The 17085-nt window shown below is 72.5% G+C and carries 16 protein-coding genes and 1 tRNA gene; 13 read left to right on the top strand and 4 right to left on the bottom strand.

Annotation, left to right across the window (positions count from 1 at the left end):
- Positions 1 to 69: 69 nt before the first annotated feature.
- The gene (gene katG / locus ACZ6R9_RS26950) at positions 70 to 2292 is read right to left on the bottom strand and encodes a catalase/peroxidase HPI (RefSeq protein WP_465540810.1); all 2223 of its coding nucleotides are present in this window, start codon (positions 2290 to 2292) and stop codon (positions 70 to 72) included.
- 208 nt (positions 2293 to 2500) lie between these two features.
- Here katG and ACZ6R9_RS26945 point away from each other — a divergent pair, with 208 nt between their 5' ends.
- Positions 2501 to 2923 (top strand): Fur family transcriptional regulator, encoded by a 423-nt coding sequence (locus tag ACZ6R9_RS26945; RefSeq protein ID WP_380481658.1) that lies wholly within the window; start codon positions 2501 to 2503, stop codon positions 2921 to 2923.
- Here the strand turns inward: ACZ6R9_RS26945 and ACZ6R9_RS26940 are convergent.
- Entirely contained in the window at positions 2881 to 4344 is a 1464-nt protein-coding gene (locus ACZ6R9_RS26940) for an MFS transporter (RefSeq protein ID WP_465540808.1), read from the bottom strand. The two genes, ACZ6R9_RS26945 and ACZ6R9_RS26940, sit on opposite strands and share 43 nt — an antisense overlap.
- Before the next feature lie 77 nt (positions 4345 to 4421).
- On the opposite strand from ACZ6R9_RS26940, the gene ACZ6R9_RS26935 reads away from it, so the two are divergent.
- The gene (locus ACZ6R9_RS26935; RefSeq protein ID WP_465540806.1) at positions 4422 to 4856 is read left to right on the top strand and encodes a MerR family transcriptional regulator; all 435 of its coding nucleotides are present in this window, start codon (positions 4422 to 4424) and stop codon (positions 4854 to 4856) included.
- A 111-nt stretch (positions 4857 to 4967) separates the two neighbouring features.
- Here ACZ6R9_RS26935 and ACZ6R9_RS26930 read toward each other — a convergent pair.
- Positions 4968 to 5055: transfer RNA gene (locus tag ACZ6R9_RS26930), tRNA-Leu, on the bottom strand.
- Positions 5056 to 5474: 419 nt separating this feature from the next.
- On the opposite strand from ACZ6R9_RS26930, the gene ACZ6R9_RS26925 reads away from it, so the two are divergent.
- Positions 5475 to 5987 carry an ATP-binding protein gene (locus tag ACZ6R9_RS26925; protein ID WP_380481986.1) on the top strand — a complete coding sequence of 171 codons (513 nt, stop codon included), beginning with the start codon at positions 5475 to 5477 and terminating at the stop codon, positions 5985 to 5987.
- A gap of 4 nt (positions 5988 to 5991) precedes the next feature.
- Here ACZ6R9_RS26925 and idi read toward each other — a convergent pair whose 3' ends face one another.
- A complete protein-coding gene (gene idi, locus ACZ6R9_RS26920) occupies positions 5992 to 6597 on the bottom strand; it encodes an isopentenyl-diphosphate Delta-isomerase (RefSeq protein WP_380481654.1) in 606 nt (201 codons plus the stop codon).
- Between the two features lie 432 nt (positions 6598 to 7029).
- Here idi and ACZ6R9_RS26915 point away from each other — a divergent pair, with 432 nt between their 5' ends.
- The 10 genes from ACZ6R9_RS26915 (at position 7030) to ACZ6R9_RS26870 (ending at position 17082) form a co-directional block, all read left to right on the top strand.
- Positions 7030 to 7785 carry a phosphocholine cytidylyltransferase family protein gene (locus tag ACZ6R9_RS26915; protein ID WP_380481652.1) on the top strand — a complete coding sequence of 252 codons (756 nt, stop codon included), beginning with the start codon at positions 7030 to 7032 and terminating at the stop codon, positions 7783 to 7785.
- A complete protein-coding gene (locus ACZ6R9_RS26910) occupies positions 7773 to 8834 on the top strand; it encodes an iron-containing alcohol dehydrogenase family protein (protein WP_380481650.1) in 1062 nt (353 codons plus the stop codon). Before ACZ6R9_RS26915 ends, ACZ6R9_RS26910 begins: the two co-directional genes overlap by 13 nt.
- Entirely contained in the window at positions 8812 to 9642 is an 831-nt protein-coding gene (locus tag ACZ6R9_RS26905; protein WP_380481648.1) for a CDP-alcohol phosphatidyltransferase family protein, read from the top strand. Before ACZ6R9_RS26910 ends, ACZ6R9_RS26905 begins: the two co-directional genes overlap by 23 nt.
- On the top strand, positions 9639 to 10523 hold the full coding sequence (locus ACZ6R9_RS26900) for a glycosyltransferase family 2 protein (protein WP_380481646.1): 885 nt from the start codon (positions 9639 to 9641) through the stop codon (positions 10521 to 10523). The genes ACZ6R9_RS26905 and ACZ6R9_RS26900 overlap by 4 nt, the downstream gene beginning before the upstream one ends.
- A gap of 120 nt (positions 10524 to 10643) precedes the next feature.
- Positions 10644 to 11615, top strand: coding sequence for an ABC transporter permease (locus tag ACZ6R9_RS26895; RefSeq protein WP_465540803.1), 972 nt, complete (start codon positions 10644 to 10646; stop codon positions 11613 to 11615).
- A 16-nt stretch (positions 11616 to 11631) separates the two neighbouring features.
- Positions 11632 to 12420 carry an ABC transporter ATP-binding protein gene (locus ACZ6R9_RS26890; RefSeq protein WP_380481984.1) on the top strand — a complete coding sequence of 263 codons (789 nt, stop codon included), beginning with the start codon at positions 11632 to 11634 and terminating at the stop codon, positions 12418 to 12420.
- 190 nt (positions 12421 to 12610) lie between these two features.
- On the top strand, positions 12611 to 13531 hold the full coding sequence (gene hpnC, locus ACZ6R9_RS26885; RefSeq protein ID WP_465540801.1) for a squalene synthase HpnC: 921 nt from the start codon (positions 12611 to 12613) through the stop codon (positions 13529 to 13531).
- Positions 13532 to 13572: 41 nt separating this feature from the next.
- Positions 13573 to 14430, top strand: a complete 858-nt coding sequence (gene hpnD / locus ACZ6R9_RS26880) for a presqualene diphosphate synthase HpnD (protein ID WP_465540979.1) — start codon at positions 13573 to 13575, stop codon at positions 14428 to 14430.
- 94 nt (positions 14431 to 14524) lie between these two features.
- Positions 14525 to 15922 carry a hydroxysqualene dehydroxylase HpnE gene (hpnE, locus tag ACZ6R9_RS26875; protein ID WP_380481640.1) on the top strand — a complete coding sequence of 466 codons (1398 nt, stop codon included), beginning with the start codon at positions 14525 to 14527 and terminating at the stop codon, positions 15920 to 15922.
- An 86-nt stretch (positions 15923 to 16008) separates the two neighbouring features.
- The gene (locus ACZ6R9_RS26870) at positions 16009 to 17082 is read left to right on the top strand and encodes a polyprenyl synthetase family protein (protein WP_465540799.1); all 1074 of its coding nucleotides are present in this window, start codon (positions 16009 to 16011) and stop codon (positions 17080 to 17082) included.
- The last annotated feature ends 3 nt before the right edge of the window (positions 17083 to 17085 follow it).

The following is a 17085-nucleotide window of genomic DNA, read 5'->3' as shown; positions in this document are numbered from 1 at the left end:
CACTGACCCGCGCACCGCGAAGGCCCGGCTCCGCTCGCGCGGAACCGGGCCTTCGTCAGTGCGTCGGCGTCAGACCAGGTCGTAGCGGTCCAGGTCCATCACCTTCGTCCACGCGGCGGCGAAGTCCTCGACGAACTTCCGCTCGGCGTCGTCCGAGGCGTACACCTCGGCCACCGCCCGAAGCTCCGAGTTGGAGCCGAACACCAGGTCGGCCCGGGTGCCGGTCCACTTGACCGCACCGGAGGCGTCCCGGCCCTCGAAGAGGGTGTTGTCGGAGGCGACCGGCGCCCAGGTGGTGCCCATGTCGAGCAGGTTGACGAAGAAGTCGTTGCTCAGGGTGCCCGGACGGTCGGTGAACACGCCGTGCTGCGAGCCGCCGTGGTTGGCGCCCAGCACCCGCAGGCCGCCGACCAGCACCGTCAGCTCGGGGGCGGACAGGTTCAGCAGGTTCGCCTTGTCCACCAGCAGGTACTCGGCGGGGAGCCGGGTGCCCTTGCCCAGGTAGTTGCGGAAGCCGTCGGACTTCGGCTCCAGCGCCGAGAACGACTCCACGTCGGTCTTCTCCTGGGTGGCGTCCACCCGGCCCGGGTGGAAGGCGACCTCGACGTCCACGCCGCCCGCCCGCGCGGCCCGCTCGACCGCGGCGGTGCCGGCCAGCACGATCAGGTCGGCCAGCGAGACCTGGTGGCCGCCCTGCGCGTTGAACGCCGACCGGATGCTCTCCAGCACCCGCAGCACCTGCGCCAGCTGCTCCGGGTCGTTGACCTCCCAGCCGCGCTGCGGCTCCAGGCGCAGCCGGGCGCCGTTCGCGCCACCGCGCTTGTCGCTGCCGCGGAACGAGGCCGCCGCCGCCCAGGCGGTGGACACCAGCTGGGCGGTGGTCAGCTCGGAGGCCAGCACCCGCTCCTTCAGCGCGGCGATGTCCGCCGCGTCGATCGGCGCGCCCTGCGCCTTCGGCAGCGGGTCCTGCCAGATCAGCTCCTCGGTGGGCACCTCGGGGCCGAGGTAGCGGACCACCGGGCCCATGTCGCGGTGCGTCAGCTTGAACCAGGCGCGGGCGAAGGCGTCCGCGAACGCCTTCGGGTCGTTCAGGAAGCGGCGGGCGATCGGTTCGTACACCGGGTCGAAGCGCAGCGACAGGTCGGTGGTGAGCATCTGCGGGGCGTGCTTCTTCGCCGGGTCGAACGGGTCCGGCACGGTGCCCTCGCCGGCGCCGCCCTTCGGCTTCCACTGGTGCGCGCCGGCCGGGGACTTCGTCAGCTCCCACTCGTGGCCGAACAGGATCTCGAAGAAGGAGTTGTCCCAGGTGGTCGGCGTGTTCGTCCAGATCACCTCGATGCCGGAGGTGATCGCGTCGCCAGCCTTGCCGGAGCCGTAGGTGCTCTTCCAGCCGAGGCCCATCTCCTCCAGCCCCGCGCCCTCGGGGGCCTCGCCGACGTTCTCCGCCGGGCCGGCGCCGTGGGTCTTGCCGAAGGTGTGGCCGCCGGCGATCAGCGCGACGGTCTCCTCGTCGTCCATCGCCATCCGGCGGAAGGTCTCGCGGATGTCGCGGGCCGCCGCGATCGGGTCCGGGTTGCCGTTGGGGCCCTCCGGGTTGACGTAGATCAGGCCCATCTGGACGGCGCCCAGCGGGTCCTCCAGGTCACGGTCCCCGGTGTAGCGCTCGTCGCCCAGCCAGGTGGTCTCGGGGCCCCAGTAGACGTCCTCGTCGGCCTCCCAGACGTCCGGCCGGCCACCGCCGAAGCCGAAGGTCTGGAAGCCCATCGACTCCAGCGCCACGTTGCCCGACAGGATCAGCAGGTCGGCCCAGGACAGGCTCTTGCCGTACTTCTTCTTCACCGGCCACAGCACCCGGCGGGCCTTGTCCAGGTTGGCGTTGTCCGGCCACGAGTTCAGCGGGGCGAAGCGCTGCTGGCCGGCGCCCGCGCCGCCGCGGCCGTCGGAGATCCGGTAGGTGCCGGCGCTGTGCCAGGCCATCCGGATGATCAGCGGGCCGTAGTGGCCGAAGTCGGCCGGCCACCACTCCTGCGAGGTGGTGAGCGCCTGCTCGATGTCCCGCTTCACGGCGGGCAGGTCGAGGCTGTTGAACGCCTCGGCGTAGTCGAAGTCCGCGCCCAGCGGGTTCGCCACCGCCGGGTTCTTCGCGAGGATCTTCAGGTTCAGCCGGTTCGGCCACCACTGCTGGTTGCCGCCCCCCTGGGTGGGATGGGGCGCGCGGCCGTGCGCGACCGGGCAGCCGCCCGCACCCTCGGACTTGGGGTCGGTGACGATGGCGTCGTCGTTCTCGGGCATGGGAGTCCCTCCGGGTCGGGCAGATCGCACTCTTCTGACGGGCGCCTTGGCTCTGGCGGGCACCTTGGCTGTTCGCCGGAGTCGATCCTAAGATAGACACAGTCTAAGTCAAGAACTCCCTCAATCGGGTGGTGGTTTCCGCTCGAATCGGCGCCAGGCCGCGCCCCCTGTACAGTTCGGGCGTCTGTTGAGCTGAATGGATGAACACATGAGTGACCTGCTCGAACGTCTGCGTGACCGGGGCTGGCGGCTGACCTCCCAGCGCCGGGTGGTGGCCGAGGTCCTCGACGGCGACCACGTCCACCTGACCGCGGACGAGGTCCACGCGCGCGCCGCCGAACGCCTCCCCGAGATCTCCCGCGCCACCGTGTACAACACCCTCGGCGAACTCGTCACCCTCGGCGAGATCCTCGAAGTCGCCACCGACGGCCGGGCCAAGCGCTACGACCCCAACGCGCACCAGCCGCACCAGCACCTGGTCTGCTTCGCCTGCGGCACCATCCGCGACGTCCACCCCACCGGCGACCCGCTGGCCGCCCTCCCCGCCGCCGAGCGCTTCGGCTTCACCATCACCACCGCCGAGGTCACCTACCGCGGACTCTGCGCCGACTGCGCCCGCGCCTCCGCCTGACGTCCGCCCCCGGGCCCACTCGACCGGCGGCCCGGCCCCGCCCCGCCGAGCAGTGCGATCAGCACACCCGCCGCCACCAGCAGCCACCACACCCCGTGCGCCGCCGAGGTGAACGCCGCGCCGCTCGCCGCCGCACTGCCCGCCGCCGCGCCGCCCGCCGCCACCCCGCCCGCGAGCATCGTGCCCGCCACCGCCACCCCCACCGTCGAACCCGTCTGCCGGGCCGCCGAGGCCAACGCGGATGCCAGCGCCGCCATCGACACCGGCAGCCCCGCCACCGCCGTCGTGGTGACCGGCGGATTCACCGTCCCCTGGAACACCCCCACCAGCGCGAACGACGCCAACAGCACCGGCACCGGCGTCCCCGGGCCGATCAGCAGCAACAGGCCGCCCGCCGCCGCCAGCGCCGCCCCGGACACCAGCAGCGGCAGCCGCGTCCCCCGCCGCCCCACCACCCGGCCCGTCCACGGCGACAGCAGCACGATCAGCACCCCCACCGGCGCCAGGCACAACCCCGCCCGCAGCGCCGGCATCCCGCGCACCCCCTGCAGGTAGAGCGTCACCGCGAACAGGAACGCCCCGAACGCGCACAGCGCCGCGAACGCCATCACCAGCGCCGACACCACCGGGACGCTGCGCAGCAGGCCCAGCTCCAGCAGCGGATCCGCCCGCCGCGACTCCCACCGTCCGAGCACCGGCACCACCACCGCCGCCGCCGCGAGCGGCCCCCACACCACCGGCGCCGACCAGCCGTCCCGGCCCGCCCCGATCAGCCCGAACACCACCCCGCCCAGCAGCACCACCACCAGCAACTGGCCCACCGGATCGAAGCGCCGCACCCGCGCCGCCCGCGACTCGGGCACCCAGCGCGCCGCCCCCGCCAGGCCCGCCGCCACCACCGGCAGGTTCACCCAGAACACCGCCCGCCAGCCCAGCGCGTCCACCAGCGCCCCGCCCAGCACCGGGCCCAGCGCCAACGACAACCCCGACACCGACCCGAACACCCCGACCGCGCGGGCCCGCTCCTCCCGCCCCGGGAACGTCGTCGCCACGATCGCCATCGCCACCGGGTTCAGCATCGTCCCGCCCGCCGCCTGCACCGCCCGCGCCCCCACCAGCGCACCCGCCCCCGGCGCCAGCGCGCACAGCGCCGACCCCAGCCCGAACAGCGCCAGCCCCACCATGAACACCCGCCGCCGCCCCCACCGGTCCGCCGCGGCCCCCGCCGGCAGCAGAAACGCCGCCAGCACCAGCGTGTACGCGTCCACCGTCCACTGCAGCGCCGACACCGACGCCCCCAACTCCCTTCGCACGGACGGCAATGCCACGTTCACCACGGTGATGTCCAGCACCACCATCACCATGCTCACGCAGCACACCGCGAGCACCAACTGCTTCCGCCGACCGCCAAGTTCGGACACCAGATCCCCTCCGCCCGTTCCCGGACCGGCAGTTGACGCCCAGCCCGGCCTGTCGCGCCGACGCTACGATTTCGAGCGTGCTCGAAATCAAGCCCCAACCCGCGCTTCCCGCCCAGGGGTTGACGATCGCCGAAGCCGCCGAACGGACCGGCGTCAGCGTCCACACCCTGCGCTACTACGAGCGCGCCGGCCTGGTCGTCACCCCCATCGACCGCACCCCCGGCGGCCGCCGCCGCTACCATCGCCGCGACCTCGAATGGATCGACCTCTGCACCCGCCTGCGCGCCACCGGCATGCCGATCCGCACCATCCGCCACTACGCCGAACTCGTCACCGCGGGCCCCGGAAACGAACCCGACCGCCTCGCCCTCCTCGAATCCCACCGCGCCGAGGTGGCCGCCCGGTTGGCCGAGCTCCAGTCCCACCTGACCCGCATCGACCACAAGGTCCACACCTACCGCACCCGCCTCGCCACGGGCCGCGCCGAAGGCTTCTGGGCGCCGGGCGAGTAGCCCGTGGCCGCCTCCGACTACCCGGCCGAGGCCGCCAAAGCGCTGCCGCCGACCCCGCGCGGCAGGCCGCGAAAAACCAGAAGAGGCCCCAGATAACTGGAGCCTCTTCGTTGGTGTCCGAGGGGGGACTTGAACCCCCACGCCCGATAAAGGGCACTAGCACCTCAAGCTAGCGCGTCTGCCATTCCGCCACCCGGACCGGGTGTCTCGCCTTCGGGCTTCCTTTCGGCTGCCCCCTGGCGACAAAGAGAACATTACCAGGCTTCCGGAGTGCTTCTCACCTGCGTTTTCGAGGCGCAGGGGCGAAGCGCCGGGGCAAATCGGTCAGAGGGGGGCAAGGTGGGCGAAGAAAGGGGTGAAACTGCTGGTGGTGGGGGTTCGGGCGGGTGTTCTGGCGGCAGACCCGGTGGTGCGGGCGGCCAGGACAGGGCACATCGTGCGCGGATTCGGTCGGGAAGCTTCACGACACGCGTGATTCCTGTCCGGGTGCGGGTCGGCGGGGGCTGCTCTCCTAGCCTCGGGTGACCAGGGAGCCCTGAGCGGAACGCCCGATGCCCGACAGCTGCCGCCGAGCTCCCGTCACCGCGTGAAGGGCGGCGTGCAGTGGAAGAGACGGAGATGGTGGCGGCGGACGCGGCCACCTGGTGGGAGCCCCGGCCGGGGCCGCAGCCGGGCGTGTGGAGGTTCACCGCCGCCCCGCACGAGTCCTCGGTGCCGCGCACCAGACACGCGGTGCGGGACCGGCTGCTGGCCCAGGGCATGGCGGGGGAGCGCTACCAGGAACTGGTGGACGACCTGCTGCTGATCGTCTCGGAGCTGGTGTCGAACGCGGTCACGCACGCCGCGGCGCTCTCCCCGCAGGTGCACTGCGAACTGGTGATCGGCCCGGACCGGGTGCGGATCTCGGTGGTCGACGGGCACCCGTACCGCCCCAGGGCGCAGGAGAACGACCCGGCCCGTCCGGGCGGACGCGGTTTGCTGCTGGTCAAGAGCATCACCCTGCAGGCGGGCGGCGAGTGCGACGTGGAGCGCACCGCGGACGGCGGCAAGGTGATCTGGGCCGGCCTGCCGCTGCCCGTACCGGGGCCCGCCGGGACGGAGGACGGTCCCGACGGGGACCCGGACTACTGAGCTGTCACCAGTCGTTGCCGGCGATCTCGCGGATCCCGGGCAGCGCGGCCTCGAAGACCGTCTCGAACCACACCGAGAAGGGCTTCTCGGCCCGCAGCGCGCGCAGCTCGCCGGCGGTGACGAAACGGGTGTCCTCGACCTCCTCCGGGTCCGGGTCCGGCTCGGCGGTGATCAGCCCGACGAACAGGTGGTTCCACTCCCGCTCGATCAGCCCGGTCGCCTCGTCCGGCAGGTCGTAGCGGACGGTGCCGGCCTCGCAGAGCAGCGCGGGGGCCGCGCCCAGCTCCTCGGTGGTGCGGCGGGCGGCCGCCACGAACGGCTGCTCGCCGGGGTACGGGTGGCCGCAGCAGGTGTTCGACCAGACACCCGGCGAGTGGTACTTGCTGAGCGCGCGACGCTGCAGCAGCATCCGGCCCTGCCGGTCGAACAGGAACACCGAGAAGGCGCGGTGGAGCCGGCCCGGCTGCTGGTGGGCCCAGAGCTTCTCCCCGGTCCCGATGGTCACGCCGTGGTCGTCGACCAGCTCCAGCATGATCTCGCCGGGCGCGGCCGCGGACGGGACGGCGAGCTCGGGGGAGAGGTCGTCGGTCGGGCTGACAGCAGGGCTCATGGGCACAATGCCCCTTTCGGCACGTGGACCGGGGGCGGCCGCCGGGCCGCCCACCCCGGTTCTTGAGGTCGGCTGCGCGCGCGGCGGACTGGACCGGACCGGCCCGGTCCGCCGACGGCGTCGGGGCCCAAGTCTGCCGCATGCCCAGGCGGGCCCGGGGCCGCGACGCACACCGCCGGGGCGGTGGATCGGTTGTTCGGCAGAACTGTTCGATCCGCGACCGCAGACCGTCATCGAAGGTTCACGTCGTACCCTCAGCTGATCACCTGACCTGCCCGGGCCGCGTTCTGGCAGGTGGTCGGGGTCGCCTACCATCAGTGAGACCGGGCGGACCGCAAGGCGCGCCCGTACGGCGCGCCGCAGCCGCGGCCGCGCCCCGGCGCCCGGCCCGCACCGGTGCACCGGACGGCACCCGAGACCCTGGAGTCCCGCATGATCGGCCTCGTCCTGGCCGCCGGCGCAGGCCGCCGGCTTCGTCCGTACACCGACACCCTGCCCAAGGCGCTGGTGCCGGTCGACGGGGAGCGGACGGTGCTCGACCTGACCCTGGGGAACTTCGCCGAGGTCGGCCTGCGGGAGGCCGCGATCGTCGTGGGCTACCGCAAGGAGGCGGTCTACGACCGCAAGCAGGCGCTGGAGCAGAAGTACGGCGTGAAGCTCACCCTGGTCGAGAACGACAAGGCCGAGGAGTGGAACAACGCCTACTCGCTGTGGTGCGCCCGCGACCTGTTCGGCGAGGGCCTGCTGCTCGCCAACGGCGACACCGTCCACCCGGCGTCGGTGCAGCGGACCATGCTGGACGGCAACGACCGGCGGATCAAGGAGGGCAAGGCCCCCGGGATCCTGCTGGCGCTGGACACCGTGAAGAAGCTCGCCGACGAGGAGATGAAGGTCGTCGTCGACCCGGAGCTCGGGATGCGCCGGATCACCAAGCTGATGGACCCGCTGGACGCCACCGGCGAGTACATCGGCGTCACGGTGATCAACCCGTCGGCCGGCCCGGCCCTGGCCGACGCCCTCAAGGCGGTCTTCGAGCGCGACCCGCAGCTGTACTACGAGGACGGCTACCAGGAGATGGTCGACCGCGGCCTGATCGTCGACGTCCAGCCGATCGGCGAGGTCTCCTGGGTCGAGGTCGACAACCACGACGACCTGGCCAAGGCTCGGGAGATCGCGTGCCGGTACTGACCCGACTGGTGCCGTCGCCGGTCTTCGTCGAGGTGCGGGCCGGCGCACTGGATTCGCTCGGCGGCATCCTCGCCGACCAGCGGCTGTCCGCGTCCGGCCGGATCGCGGTGGCGATCAGCGGCGGCTCGGGCATCCTGCTGCGCGAGCGCCTGGAGCCGGCGCTGCCCGGCGCCGACTGGTACCAGGTCGACGACGGCACCCTGGACAGCGCGGTCCGGCTGACCGACGAGATCCGCCGCGGCCACTACGACGCCCTGGTGGGCCTCGGCGGCGGCAAGATCATCGACGTGGCCAAGTACGCCGCGGCCCGGGTCGGCCTGCCGGTGGTCGCGGTCGCCACCAACCTCGCCCACGACGGCATCTGCTCCCCGGTCTCCACCCTCGACAACGACGCCGGCCGCGGCTCCTACGGGGTGCCCAGCCCGATCGGCATCGTGGTCGACCTGGACGTCATCACCAAGGCGCCGAAACGCTTCGTGGCGGCCGGGATCGGCGACGCGGTCTCCAACATCTCGGCCTGCGCGGACTGGGAGCTCTCGCACACCGTCACCGGAGAGCCGGTCGACGGCCTCGCCGTGGCGATGGCCCGGGCGGCCGGTGAGAACCTGCTGCGGCACCCGGGCACCCTGGAGGACCCGGACCTGCTGACAACGCTCGCGGAAGCCCTGGTACTGTCCGGCATCGCGATGAACATCGCCGGCAGCACCCGACCCAGCTCGGGCGCCTGCCACGAGATCTCGCACGCCCTGGACGTGCTGTACCCCAAGCGGTCCGCCCAGCATGGCGAGCAGGTCGGCCTCGGCGCGGCCTTCGCCTGCTTCCTGCGGGGCGAGCGGGACCTGTCCGGACTGATCGTGGAGCGCCTGCGTTTCCACGGCCTGCCGGTGACGGCCGATCAGCTCGGCTTCACCGAGGCGGAGTTCACCGAAGCGGTGCACTACGCTCCGAACACCAGACCGGGGCGCTTCACCATCCTCGAACACCTCGACCTCTCCGCCACAGACATCAGGGACGCGTACGCCGACTATGTCCAAGCCGTCAACAGCTGAACGCCCGCCGGTTGACCTCACCCGCCGCCCGTCGATCGAGGAGCTCCGGGCGGTCATCCACCCGGAGGGCATGCTCCAGCGACGCAGCGCCGAGCACTGGGCCGGCCGCCTCTACATGCGGAAGATCTCGCTGCGGATCACCCGCATCCTGTCGACCGCCACCGTGATCACGCCCAACGGCCTGACCTACCTGATGATGCTCACCGGCATCCTGGCGGGCATCGCCCTGGTGGTCCCCGGCCTGGGCGGCGCGATCCTCGGCGCCCTGCTGATCCAGATCTACCTGCTGCTGGACTGCGTGGACGGCGAGGTCGCCCGCTGGCGCCGGCAGACCTCGCTCACCGGTGTCTACCTGGACCGGGTGGGCCACTACATGTCCGAGGCCGCGCTGCTCACCGGCCTCGGCCTGCGGGCCACCGACCTGCTGCACCGCGAGGGCTCGCACGCCGCCTGGCAGTGGGCCTTCCTCGGCACGCTGGCCGCGCTCGGCGCGATCCTGATCAAGTCCGAGACCGACCTGGTCGACGTCGCCCGGGCCCGCTCCGGGATGACCGCCGTCGAGGACGAGGCCTCGGTGCCGCGTTCCAGCGCCGTCGCCAAGGCCCGCCGGGCCGCCGCGCTGCTGAAGTTCCACCGCCTGGTCGGCGCCGTCGAGGCCTCGCTGTTCATCCTGGCCGCCGGCATCGCCGACCAGGTCCACGGCGGCCTGTACTTCACCCGCCTCGCCGTGGTGGTGCTCGCCGCCATCGCGATGCTCCAGACCGTCCTGCACCTGCTGTCCATCGTGCTCTCCAGCAGGCTGCGATGAGCGACGACTTCCGCCTCGGCGCGGTCATCATCACCATGGGCAACCGGCCCGCCGAACTGAACGCGCTGATCGAGTCGGTGCGCGCCCAGCAGGGCCCGCCGGTCGAACTCGCCGTGGTCGGCAACGGCGCCCCGCTGCCCCCGCTCCCGGCGGGCGTGCGCACCGTCGAACTGCCCGAGAACCTGGGCATCCCCGGCGGCCGCAACGTCGGCATCGAACTGTTCGGCCCGGACGGCCGGGACGTCGACGCGGTGCTGTTCCTGGACGACGACGGCTCGCTGCCGAGGACCGACTCCGCCGAACTGCTCCGGAAGGCGTTCACCGCCGACCCCTCGCTGGGCATCGTCTCGTTCCGGATCGCCGACCCGGAGACCGGCACCACCCAGCGCCGGCACGTGCCCCGGCTGCGCGCCAGCGACCCGATGCGCGGCTCCCGGGTCACCACCTTCCTGGGCGGCGCCAGCGCCGTGCGCAGCGCCGTCTTCCCGCAGGCCGGGCAGCTGCCGGCGGAGTTCTTCTACGCCCACGAGGAGACCGACCTGGCCTGGCGGGCGCTGGACGCCGGCTGGTCGATCGACTACCTCCCGGACGTGGTGCTCCACCACCCGGCGACCTCCCCGGCCCGGCACGCGGCCTACTTCCACAACGTCGCCCGCAACCGGGTGTGGCTGGCCCGACGGAACCTCCCGGCCCTTCTGGTGCCTCTCTACCTGGGGACCTGGTTCCTGCTGACGGTCGCCCGGCGGCCCTCCGGCTCGGCGCTCAAGGCGTGGCTCGGCGGGTTCCGGGCCGGCTGGAGCGAGCCCTGCGGCCCGCGTCGGCCGATGAAGTGGTCCACCGTCTGGCGCTTGACCAGGCTCGGCAGACCGCCAATCATCTGATCGCAACCGGTCGGCGTTACCCCCGCCGGCCGGACGCAAACCTGAGCTCCTCGTGGTACGCCCCGGTTCCGCGCCCCGTCCCCCCGGGGCCGCGGAATTTCGACCCCCTGAAGGACGAATGTGTCGACACTGAGTGACCCGGTCAACCTCTCCGCACCGAGGGGCGCCGACGCGGGTCTGACCCCGAAGCAACTGGCGGACAAGTACGGGCTGTCCGTCAGCGGCAAGCGGCCGAGTCTGCCGAAGTACATCCGCCAGCTGTGGGCCCGTCGCGCTTTCATCAGCGCGTTCGCGACCGCCCGCCTGGTCGCGCAGTACACCACCGCGAAGCTCGGCCAGCTCTGGCAGGTGCTCACCCCGCTGCTCAACTGCGCGGTGTTCTACCTGGTCTTCGGTGTGATCATGCAGAGCCGGGACGGCGTCCCGGTCTACATCGCCTGGCTGTGCGTCGGCGTCTTCGTCTTCCAGTTCTCGCAGAGCGCGATCCAGTCCGGCACCCGGTCGATTTCCGACAACCTCGGCCTGATCCGGGCGCTGCACTTCCCGCGCGCCGCACTGCCGATCGCCTTCACCGTGATCCAGCTCCAGCAGCTGCTGATCTCGATGGTGGTGCTGGTCGCCATCGTGCTGGCCAACGGCATCAAGCCGGGCATGACCTGGCTGCTGATCATCCCCGCCCTGCTGCTGCAGTCGCTGTTCAACACCGGCCTGGCCATGGTGATGGCCCGGATCGGTGCCAAGACCTCGGACATCTCGCAGCTGATGCCCTTCCTGCTGCGCACCTGGATGTACGTCTCCGGCGTCATGTACAGCGTCTCCGGCTACATCAAGAGCTGGCCGACGATCTGGCAGACCGTCTACTCCTGGAACCCGGCGACGGTCTACATGGACCTGATGCGCTACGCGTTCATGCCGGACAGCTTCGACAAGACCAAGTACCCGGGCGGCTTCGACGCGGCGGGCCACAAGCTCCCCGAGGCGCTGAACCTCCCGCACCACATCTGGATCATGGCCGGCACCTGGGCGGTCGTCGCCTTCGTCATCGGCTTCGTGTTCTTCTGGAAGTCCGAGGAGGAGTACGGCCGTGGCTGACGCAGCGATCGACACCATGAAGGAGACCACCGCGGTGGACAACCAGGCCCGGGTCCCCACCGTGGTGGTGGACGACGTGCACATCATCTACAAGGTGCACGGCGCGGGTGCCGGCAAGGGCAGCGCCACCTCGGCGCTGAGCCGGATGATCACCCGCAAGAAGTCGCCCGCGATCCGCGAGGTGCACGCGGTGCGCGGCATCAGCTTCACCGCGTACAAGGGCGAGGCGGTCGGCCTGATCGGCTCGAACGGCTCCGGCAAGTCGACCATGCTGGCGGCCATCGCCGGTCTGCTGCCGACCGCCAAGGGCGCCATCTACACCAACGGCCAGCCCTCGCTGCTGGGCGTGAACGCGGCGCTGATGAACGACCTGACCGGCGAGCGCAACGTGGTGCTGGGCTGCCTGGCGATGGGCATGTCCCCGGCCCAGGTGCGCGAGCGCTACCAGAGCATCGTCGACTTCTCGGGCATCAACGAGAAGGGCGACTTCATCTCGCTCCCGATGCGCACCTACTCCTCCGGCATGGGCGCCCGCCTGCGGTTCTCCATCGCCGCGGCGAAGACCCACGACGTGCTGCTGATCGACGAGGCCCTCGCCACCGGCGACCAGGGCTTCCAGCAGCGCTCCAAGGCCCGGATCAACGAGCTGCGCAAGGAGGCCGGCACGGTCTTCCTGGTCAGCCACGACAACAACGCGATCCGCGAGACCTGTGAGCGCACCATCTGGATCGAGCACGGCGAGCTGATCATGGACGGGCACACCGACGAGGTGGTCCGGCGGTACGAGAAGGGCGAGCGCCCCTGACCGGGGCGCGGCCGACGGTCGCAGGGCCGGTGCGCGGGGAGCATTCCCCGGCACCGGCCCTGTGCCGTGCGGCGGGTGAAGGCGTGACGACGGAAGCGTGTCCGAGGCGCGATGGCGGCCGGGCCCGGTGTAGAACGGGGGAGTGACGGCAGTGTCGGCTTCAATCAAATCTGATAACCAGACAGCGGCGGTGACGCTGGACAAGGCGGACCTGGAGAACTTCCCGGTCGCCCCCGCCTTCCTGCCCGCCGCCTGGCGCGACGACCTGATGGCGGTCTACGGCTTCGCCCGGCTGATCGACGACGCCGGCGACGGCGACCTCGCCGACCCGGCCTCCGTCGCCCACCTGCTGGACGTCCCCGGCGCACCCGGGGACGAAGGCTTCCGGCTCGCCCTGCTGGACGGCCTGGAGCGCGACCTCGACCGGGCCTTCGCCACCGCCCTCGGCGACGACCGGGCGCAGGGCGGCACCGTGCTCGGCACCGCCGCCGACGAGCCCCGGCACCCGCTGGTCCGCCGCCTGGTCCCGCTGATCGAACAGCACGCCGTCACCCCGGAGCCCTTCCGCCGGCTGATCGAGGCCAACCGGGCCGACCAGACCGTCACCCGCTACCCGGCCTGGGACGACCTGCGGCACTACTGCACGCTCTCCGCCGACCCGGTCGGCCGCCTGGTGCTCGCCCTGGCCGGCCGCGCCACCCCCGAGCGGATCGAACTCTCCGACGCGATCTGCACCGCGCTGCAGATCGTCGAACACCTGCAGGACGTCGCCGAGGACCTCGACCGCGGCCGGATCTACCTCCCGCAGGAGGACCTCGCCACCTTCGGCGTCACCGAACAGGACCTCGCCGCCCCCGCCGCCTCGCGCGAGGTGCGGCAGCTGATCGCCTGGGAGGCGAGCCGGGCCCGGACCCTGCTCGATCACGGCGCGCCGCTGGTAGGTACGGTTCACGGGAGGCTTCGACTGCTGCTGGCGGGATTCACCGCCGGCGGGTACGCGGCCCTGGACGCCATCGCGGCGGCCGGGTACGACGTGCTCGCGCACCGGGCGAAGCCGGACAAGCGCCGCCTGGCCGGCCGGGCGGCGGCACTTTTCGCGAAGGGAAGGTGAGCGCCCGCGTGGGGGCATCACCACTGGCGTCCGCGCCGGTCATGGCGGCCTACCGGTACTGCGAGGCGGTCACCGCCCTGCAGGCCCGCAACTTCAGCTACGGCATCCGGCTGCTGCCCGAGGCCAAGCGGCTGGCGATGTCCGCGCTGTACGCGCTGGCCCGCCGGGTCGACGACATCGGCGACGGCGAACTGCCGGTCGAGCAGAAGACCGAGGCGCTGGCCCGCACCCGCGTCCTGCTGGACGAGATCCGGGCGGGCGCGGTCGGCGAGGACGACACCGACCCGATCAAGGTCGCGCTGGCCGACGCCGCCCGCCGCTTCCCGATCCCGCTCGGCGGCTTCGACGAGCTGATCGACGGCGTCGAGATGGACCTCAAGGGCGTCGAGTACCAGACCTTCGACGAGCTCAAGGTGTACTGCCGTTGCGTGGCCGGCTCGATCGGCCGGCTCTCGCTCGGCGTGTACGGCTGCGAGGACTGGGAGCGCGGCGCCGCCTACGCCGACACATTGGGGCTGGCCCTGCAGCTCACCAACATCCTGCGCGACCTGCGCGAGGACGCCCTGAACGGCCGCACCTACCTGCCCGCCGAGGACCTCGCCAGGTTCGGCTGCCAGCAGGGCTTCGCCCTGCCGAAGCTCCCGGTCGGCGCCGACTTCACCGGGCTGGTCGCCTTCGAGGCCGACCGCGCCCAGCAGGCCTTCACCGAGGGCCTGCAACTGCTGCCGATGCTCGACCGCCGCAGCCGCGCCGCCACCGCCGCGATGGCCGGCATCTACCACCGCCTGCTCGGCCGGATCGCCGCCGACCCGCACTCGGTGCTCCGCGGCCGCGTCTCGCTGCCCGGCTGGGAGAAGGCGTACGTGGCACTGTCCGGGCTCGCCGGAGGGCGTTCTTGATTCTCACGCCAGTTCTGTCACGCTGTGTCAACAGGGAATCACGACGCATGCGCACGTTGTTGTGTCCTCAGTCCACTGCTGCCAGGGAGGACCGATGAGCACGCCGACGCCGCAGCGGCAGCGCACCGCCGTGGTGATCGGCGGCGGCCTGGCCGGCATCACCGCCGCGCTCCGACTGGCCGACGCAGGCGTGCGCACCACCCTGGTCGAGGCCCGCCCCCGGCTCGGCGGCCTGGCCTTCTCCTTCAAGCGCGGAGACCTGACGGTCGACAACGGCCAGCATGTCTACCTGCGCTGCTGCACCGCCTACCGCGGCCTGATCGACCGCCTCGGCGCAGACGCCCTGGTCGACCTCCAGGACCGGCTGGACGTCCCGGTGCTCGGCCTGGCCGCCGACGGCACCCGCAGCCTCGGCCGGCTGCGCCGCGCCGCCCTGCCCGTCCCGCTGCACCTGGCCGGCAGTCTCGCCACCTACCGCCACCTCGGCCCGGCCGACCGGCTGCGGGTGGTGCGCGGCGCCCTCGCCCTCAAGGGGCTGCGCCTGGACGACCCGGCGCTCGACGAGATCTCCTTCGGCGAGTGGCTGCGCCGTCACGGCCAGACCCCGGCCACCGTCGAGGCGGTGTGGGACTTGGTGGGCGTCGCCACCCTGAACGCCACCGCCGACCGCACCTCGCTGGCGCTGGCCGCCAAGGTGTTCCAGACCGGCCTGCTGTCCGACCCGGGCGCCGCCGACATCGGCATCGCCCGCGTCCCGCTCGGCGAGATCCACCACGACCGGGCCCGCGCCGAACTCGAACGCGCGGGCGTCCGGGTGCTGCTGCGCAGCAAGGCCGCCGAGGTCAAGGCCGCCGAGCCGAACGCCGTCCGGCTGGAGAGCGGCGAACTGCTCACCGCCGACACCGTGGTGCTGGCCGGCGCCCAGGACGCCGCGGCCGCGCTGCTGCCGCCGGGCGCGATCCCCGGGCAGGAGCGGCTGGCCGGGTTCGGCACCGCGCCGATCCTCAACGTGCACGTGATCTACGACCGGCCGCTGATCCGCCGTCCGTTCTTCGCCGCGATCGGCTCCCCGGTGCAGTTCGTCTTCGACCGCACCCCGCACTCCGGCCTGGCCGTACCCGGCGCCCAGTACCTGGCGGTGTCGCAGTCCGCCGCCGAGGACGAGATCGACCTGCCGGTCGCCGAGCTGCGCGAGCGCTACCTGCCCGAGCTGGCCCGCCTGCTGCCCGCCGCCCGCGACGCCCGGGTGCTGGACTTCTTCGTCACCCGGGAGCGCACCGCCACCTTCGACCCGGCGCCCGGCACCGCCCGGCTGCGCCCCGGCGCGCGCACCGAACTGCCGGGCATCCTGCTGGCCGGCGCCTGGACGGCCACCGGCTGGCCCGCGACCATGGAGGGCGCGGTGCGCAGCGGGCACGCCGCGGCCGATGCCGCGCTGGCCGGCTCCGGCCGGATCCCGGTCGATCGCGCGGACGGGCGGTGGCCCCGATGACGCCGACCCGGCAGTCCGCGACCACTGACATCGCACCCGGCCGGCCGCTGTTCGCGGCCGACCAGACGTACCGAGAGGGAACGCACGTGGAGGCACGCACCGGCTCGACGGTCGGGGACACCCTGACGGTCCTGGACCTGCTGGCGCGCGGGCGCACGCTCTGCACGCCGCCGATGCGCGAGGCCGTCGCCCGTCTGGCCGCGCCGATGGACACCGTCGCGGCGTACCACTTCGGCTGGATCGACCGCGAGGGCAAGCCCGCCGCGGGCGACGGCGGCAAGGCGGTGCGTCCGGCGCTGGCGCTGCTGTCGGCCGAGGCGGTCGACGCGGACGCGCAGGTGGGCGTACCGGGCGGCGTGTCGGTCGAGCTGGTGCACAATTTCTCCCTTCTTCATGATGATCTGATGGACGGTGACGAGACACGTCGGCACCGGGCCACCGCCTGGACGGTGTTCGGCCCGGCGCAGGCCGTGCTGGTCGGCGACGCGCTGTCCACCCTCGGCACCGAGGTCCTGCTGGACGCCGCGGTGACCGGCGGGGCCACCCCGACCGACGCCGCCCGCGCCGTCCGTCTGATCACCACCGCGACCCGGCGGCTGATCGACGGTCAGGCGCTGGACGTCTCGTTCGAACAGCGGGACGTGGTGACGGTCGAGGAGTGCCTGACCATGGAGGGCGGCAAGACCGGCGCCCTGCTGGCGGCCTCCGCGGCGATCGGCGCGGTACTGGCCGGCGCCGACGACCGGATCTCCGACGCGCTCCAGCGGTACGGCTACCACCTGGGCCTGGCGTTCCAGGCGGTGGACGACCTGCTGGGCATCTGGGGTGCCACCGAAGTGACGGGCAAGCCGCACTGGAGCGACCTCCAGTCGCGCAAGAAGTCGCTGCCGGTGTGCGCCGCGCTGGCCGAGGGGGGCGCCGCCTCCCGCGAGCTGGCCGCACAGCTGGCCGACCCGACCGGCCGCGGCGAGGAGAGCGAGCAGCAGCTCGCCGCCCGCGCCGCGCTGATCGAGAAGGCCGGCGGCCGGGCCTGGACGCAGGAAGAGGCCCGCCGCCAGTACGACACCGCCCTCGCCGCGCTCGGCGAGGTGCCCATGGCCGACGAGGTGCGCGAGCACTTCGTCGCACTCGCCGAATTCGTGGTGGTCAGAGAGAGGTGACGT

This window comes from Kitasatospora sp. NPDC048662 (assembly GCF_055587065.1).
This window is presented reverse-complemented; position numbering and strand designations above follow the sequence as displayed.

Coding starts and splice junctions, on each gene's coding strand:
- katG (WP_465540810.1), bottom strand. CDS start 2,292: ATGCCCGAGAACGACGACGCCATCGTCACCGACCCCAAGTCCGAGGGT.
- ACZ6R9_RS26890 (WP_380481984.1), top strand. CDS start 11,632: ATGAAGGAGACCACCGCGGTGGACAACCAGGCCCGGGTCCCCACCGTG.
- ACZ6R9_RS26915 (WP_380481652.1), top strand. CDS start 7,030: ATGATCGGCCTCGTCCTGGCCGCCGGCGCAGGCCGCCGGCTTCGTCCG.
- ACZ6R9_RS26945 (WP_380481658.1), top strand. CDS start 2,501: ATGAGTGACCTGCTCGAACGTCTGCGTGACCGGGGCTGGCGGCTGACC.
- hpnE (WP_380481640.1), top strand. CDS start 14,525: ATGAGCACGCCGACGCCGCAGCGGCAGCGCACCGCCGTGGTGATCGGC.
- ACZ6R9_RS26905 (WP_380481648.1), top strand. CDS start 8,812: ATGTCCAAGCCGTCAACAGCTGAACGCCCGCCGGTTGACCTCACCCGC.
- ACZ6R9_RS26900 (WP_380481646.1), top strand. CDS start 9,639: ATGAGCGACGACTTCCGCCTCGGCGCGGTCATCATCACCATGGGCAAC.
- ACZ6R9_RS26925 (WP_380481986.1), top strand. CDS start 5,475: ATGGTGGCGGCGGACGCGGCCACCTGGTGGGAGCCCCGGCCGGGGCCG.
- hpnD (WP_465540979.1), top strand. CDS start 13,573: ATGGCGGCCTACCGGTACTGCGAGGCGGTCACCGCCCTGCAGGCCCGC.
- idi (WP_380481654.1), bottom strand. CDS start 6,597: ATGAGCCCTGCTGTCAGCCCGACCGACGACCTCTCCCCCGAGCTCGCC.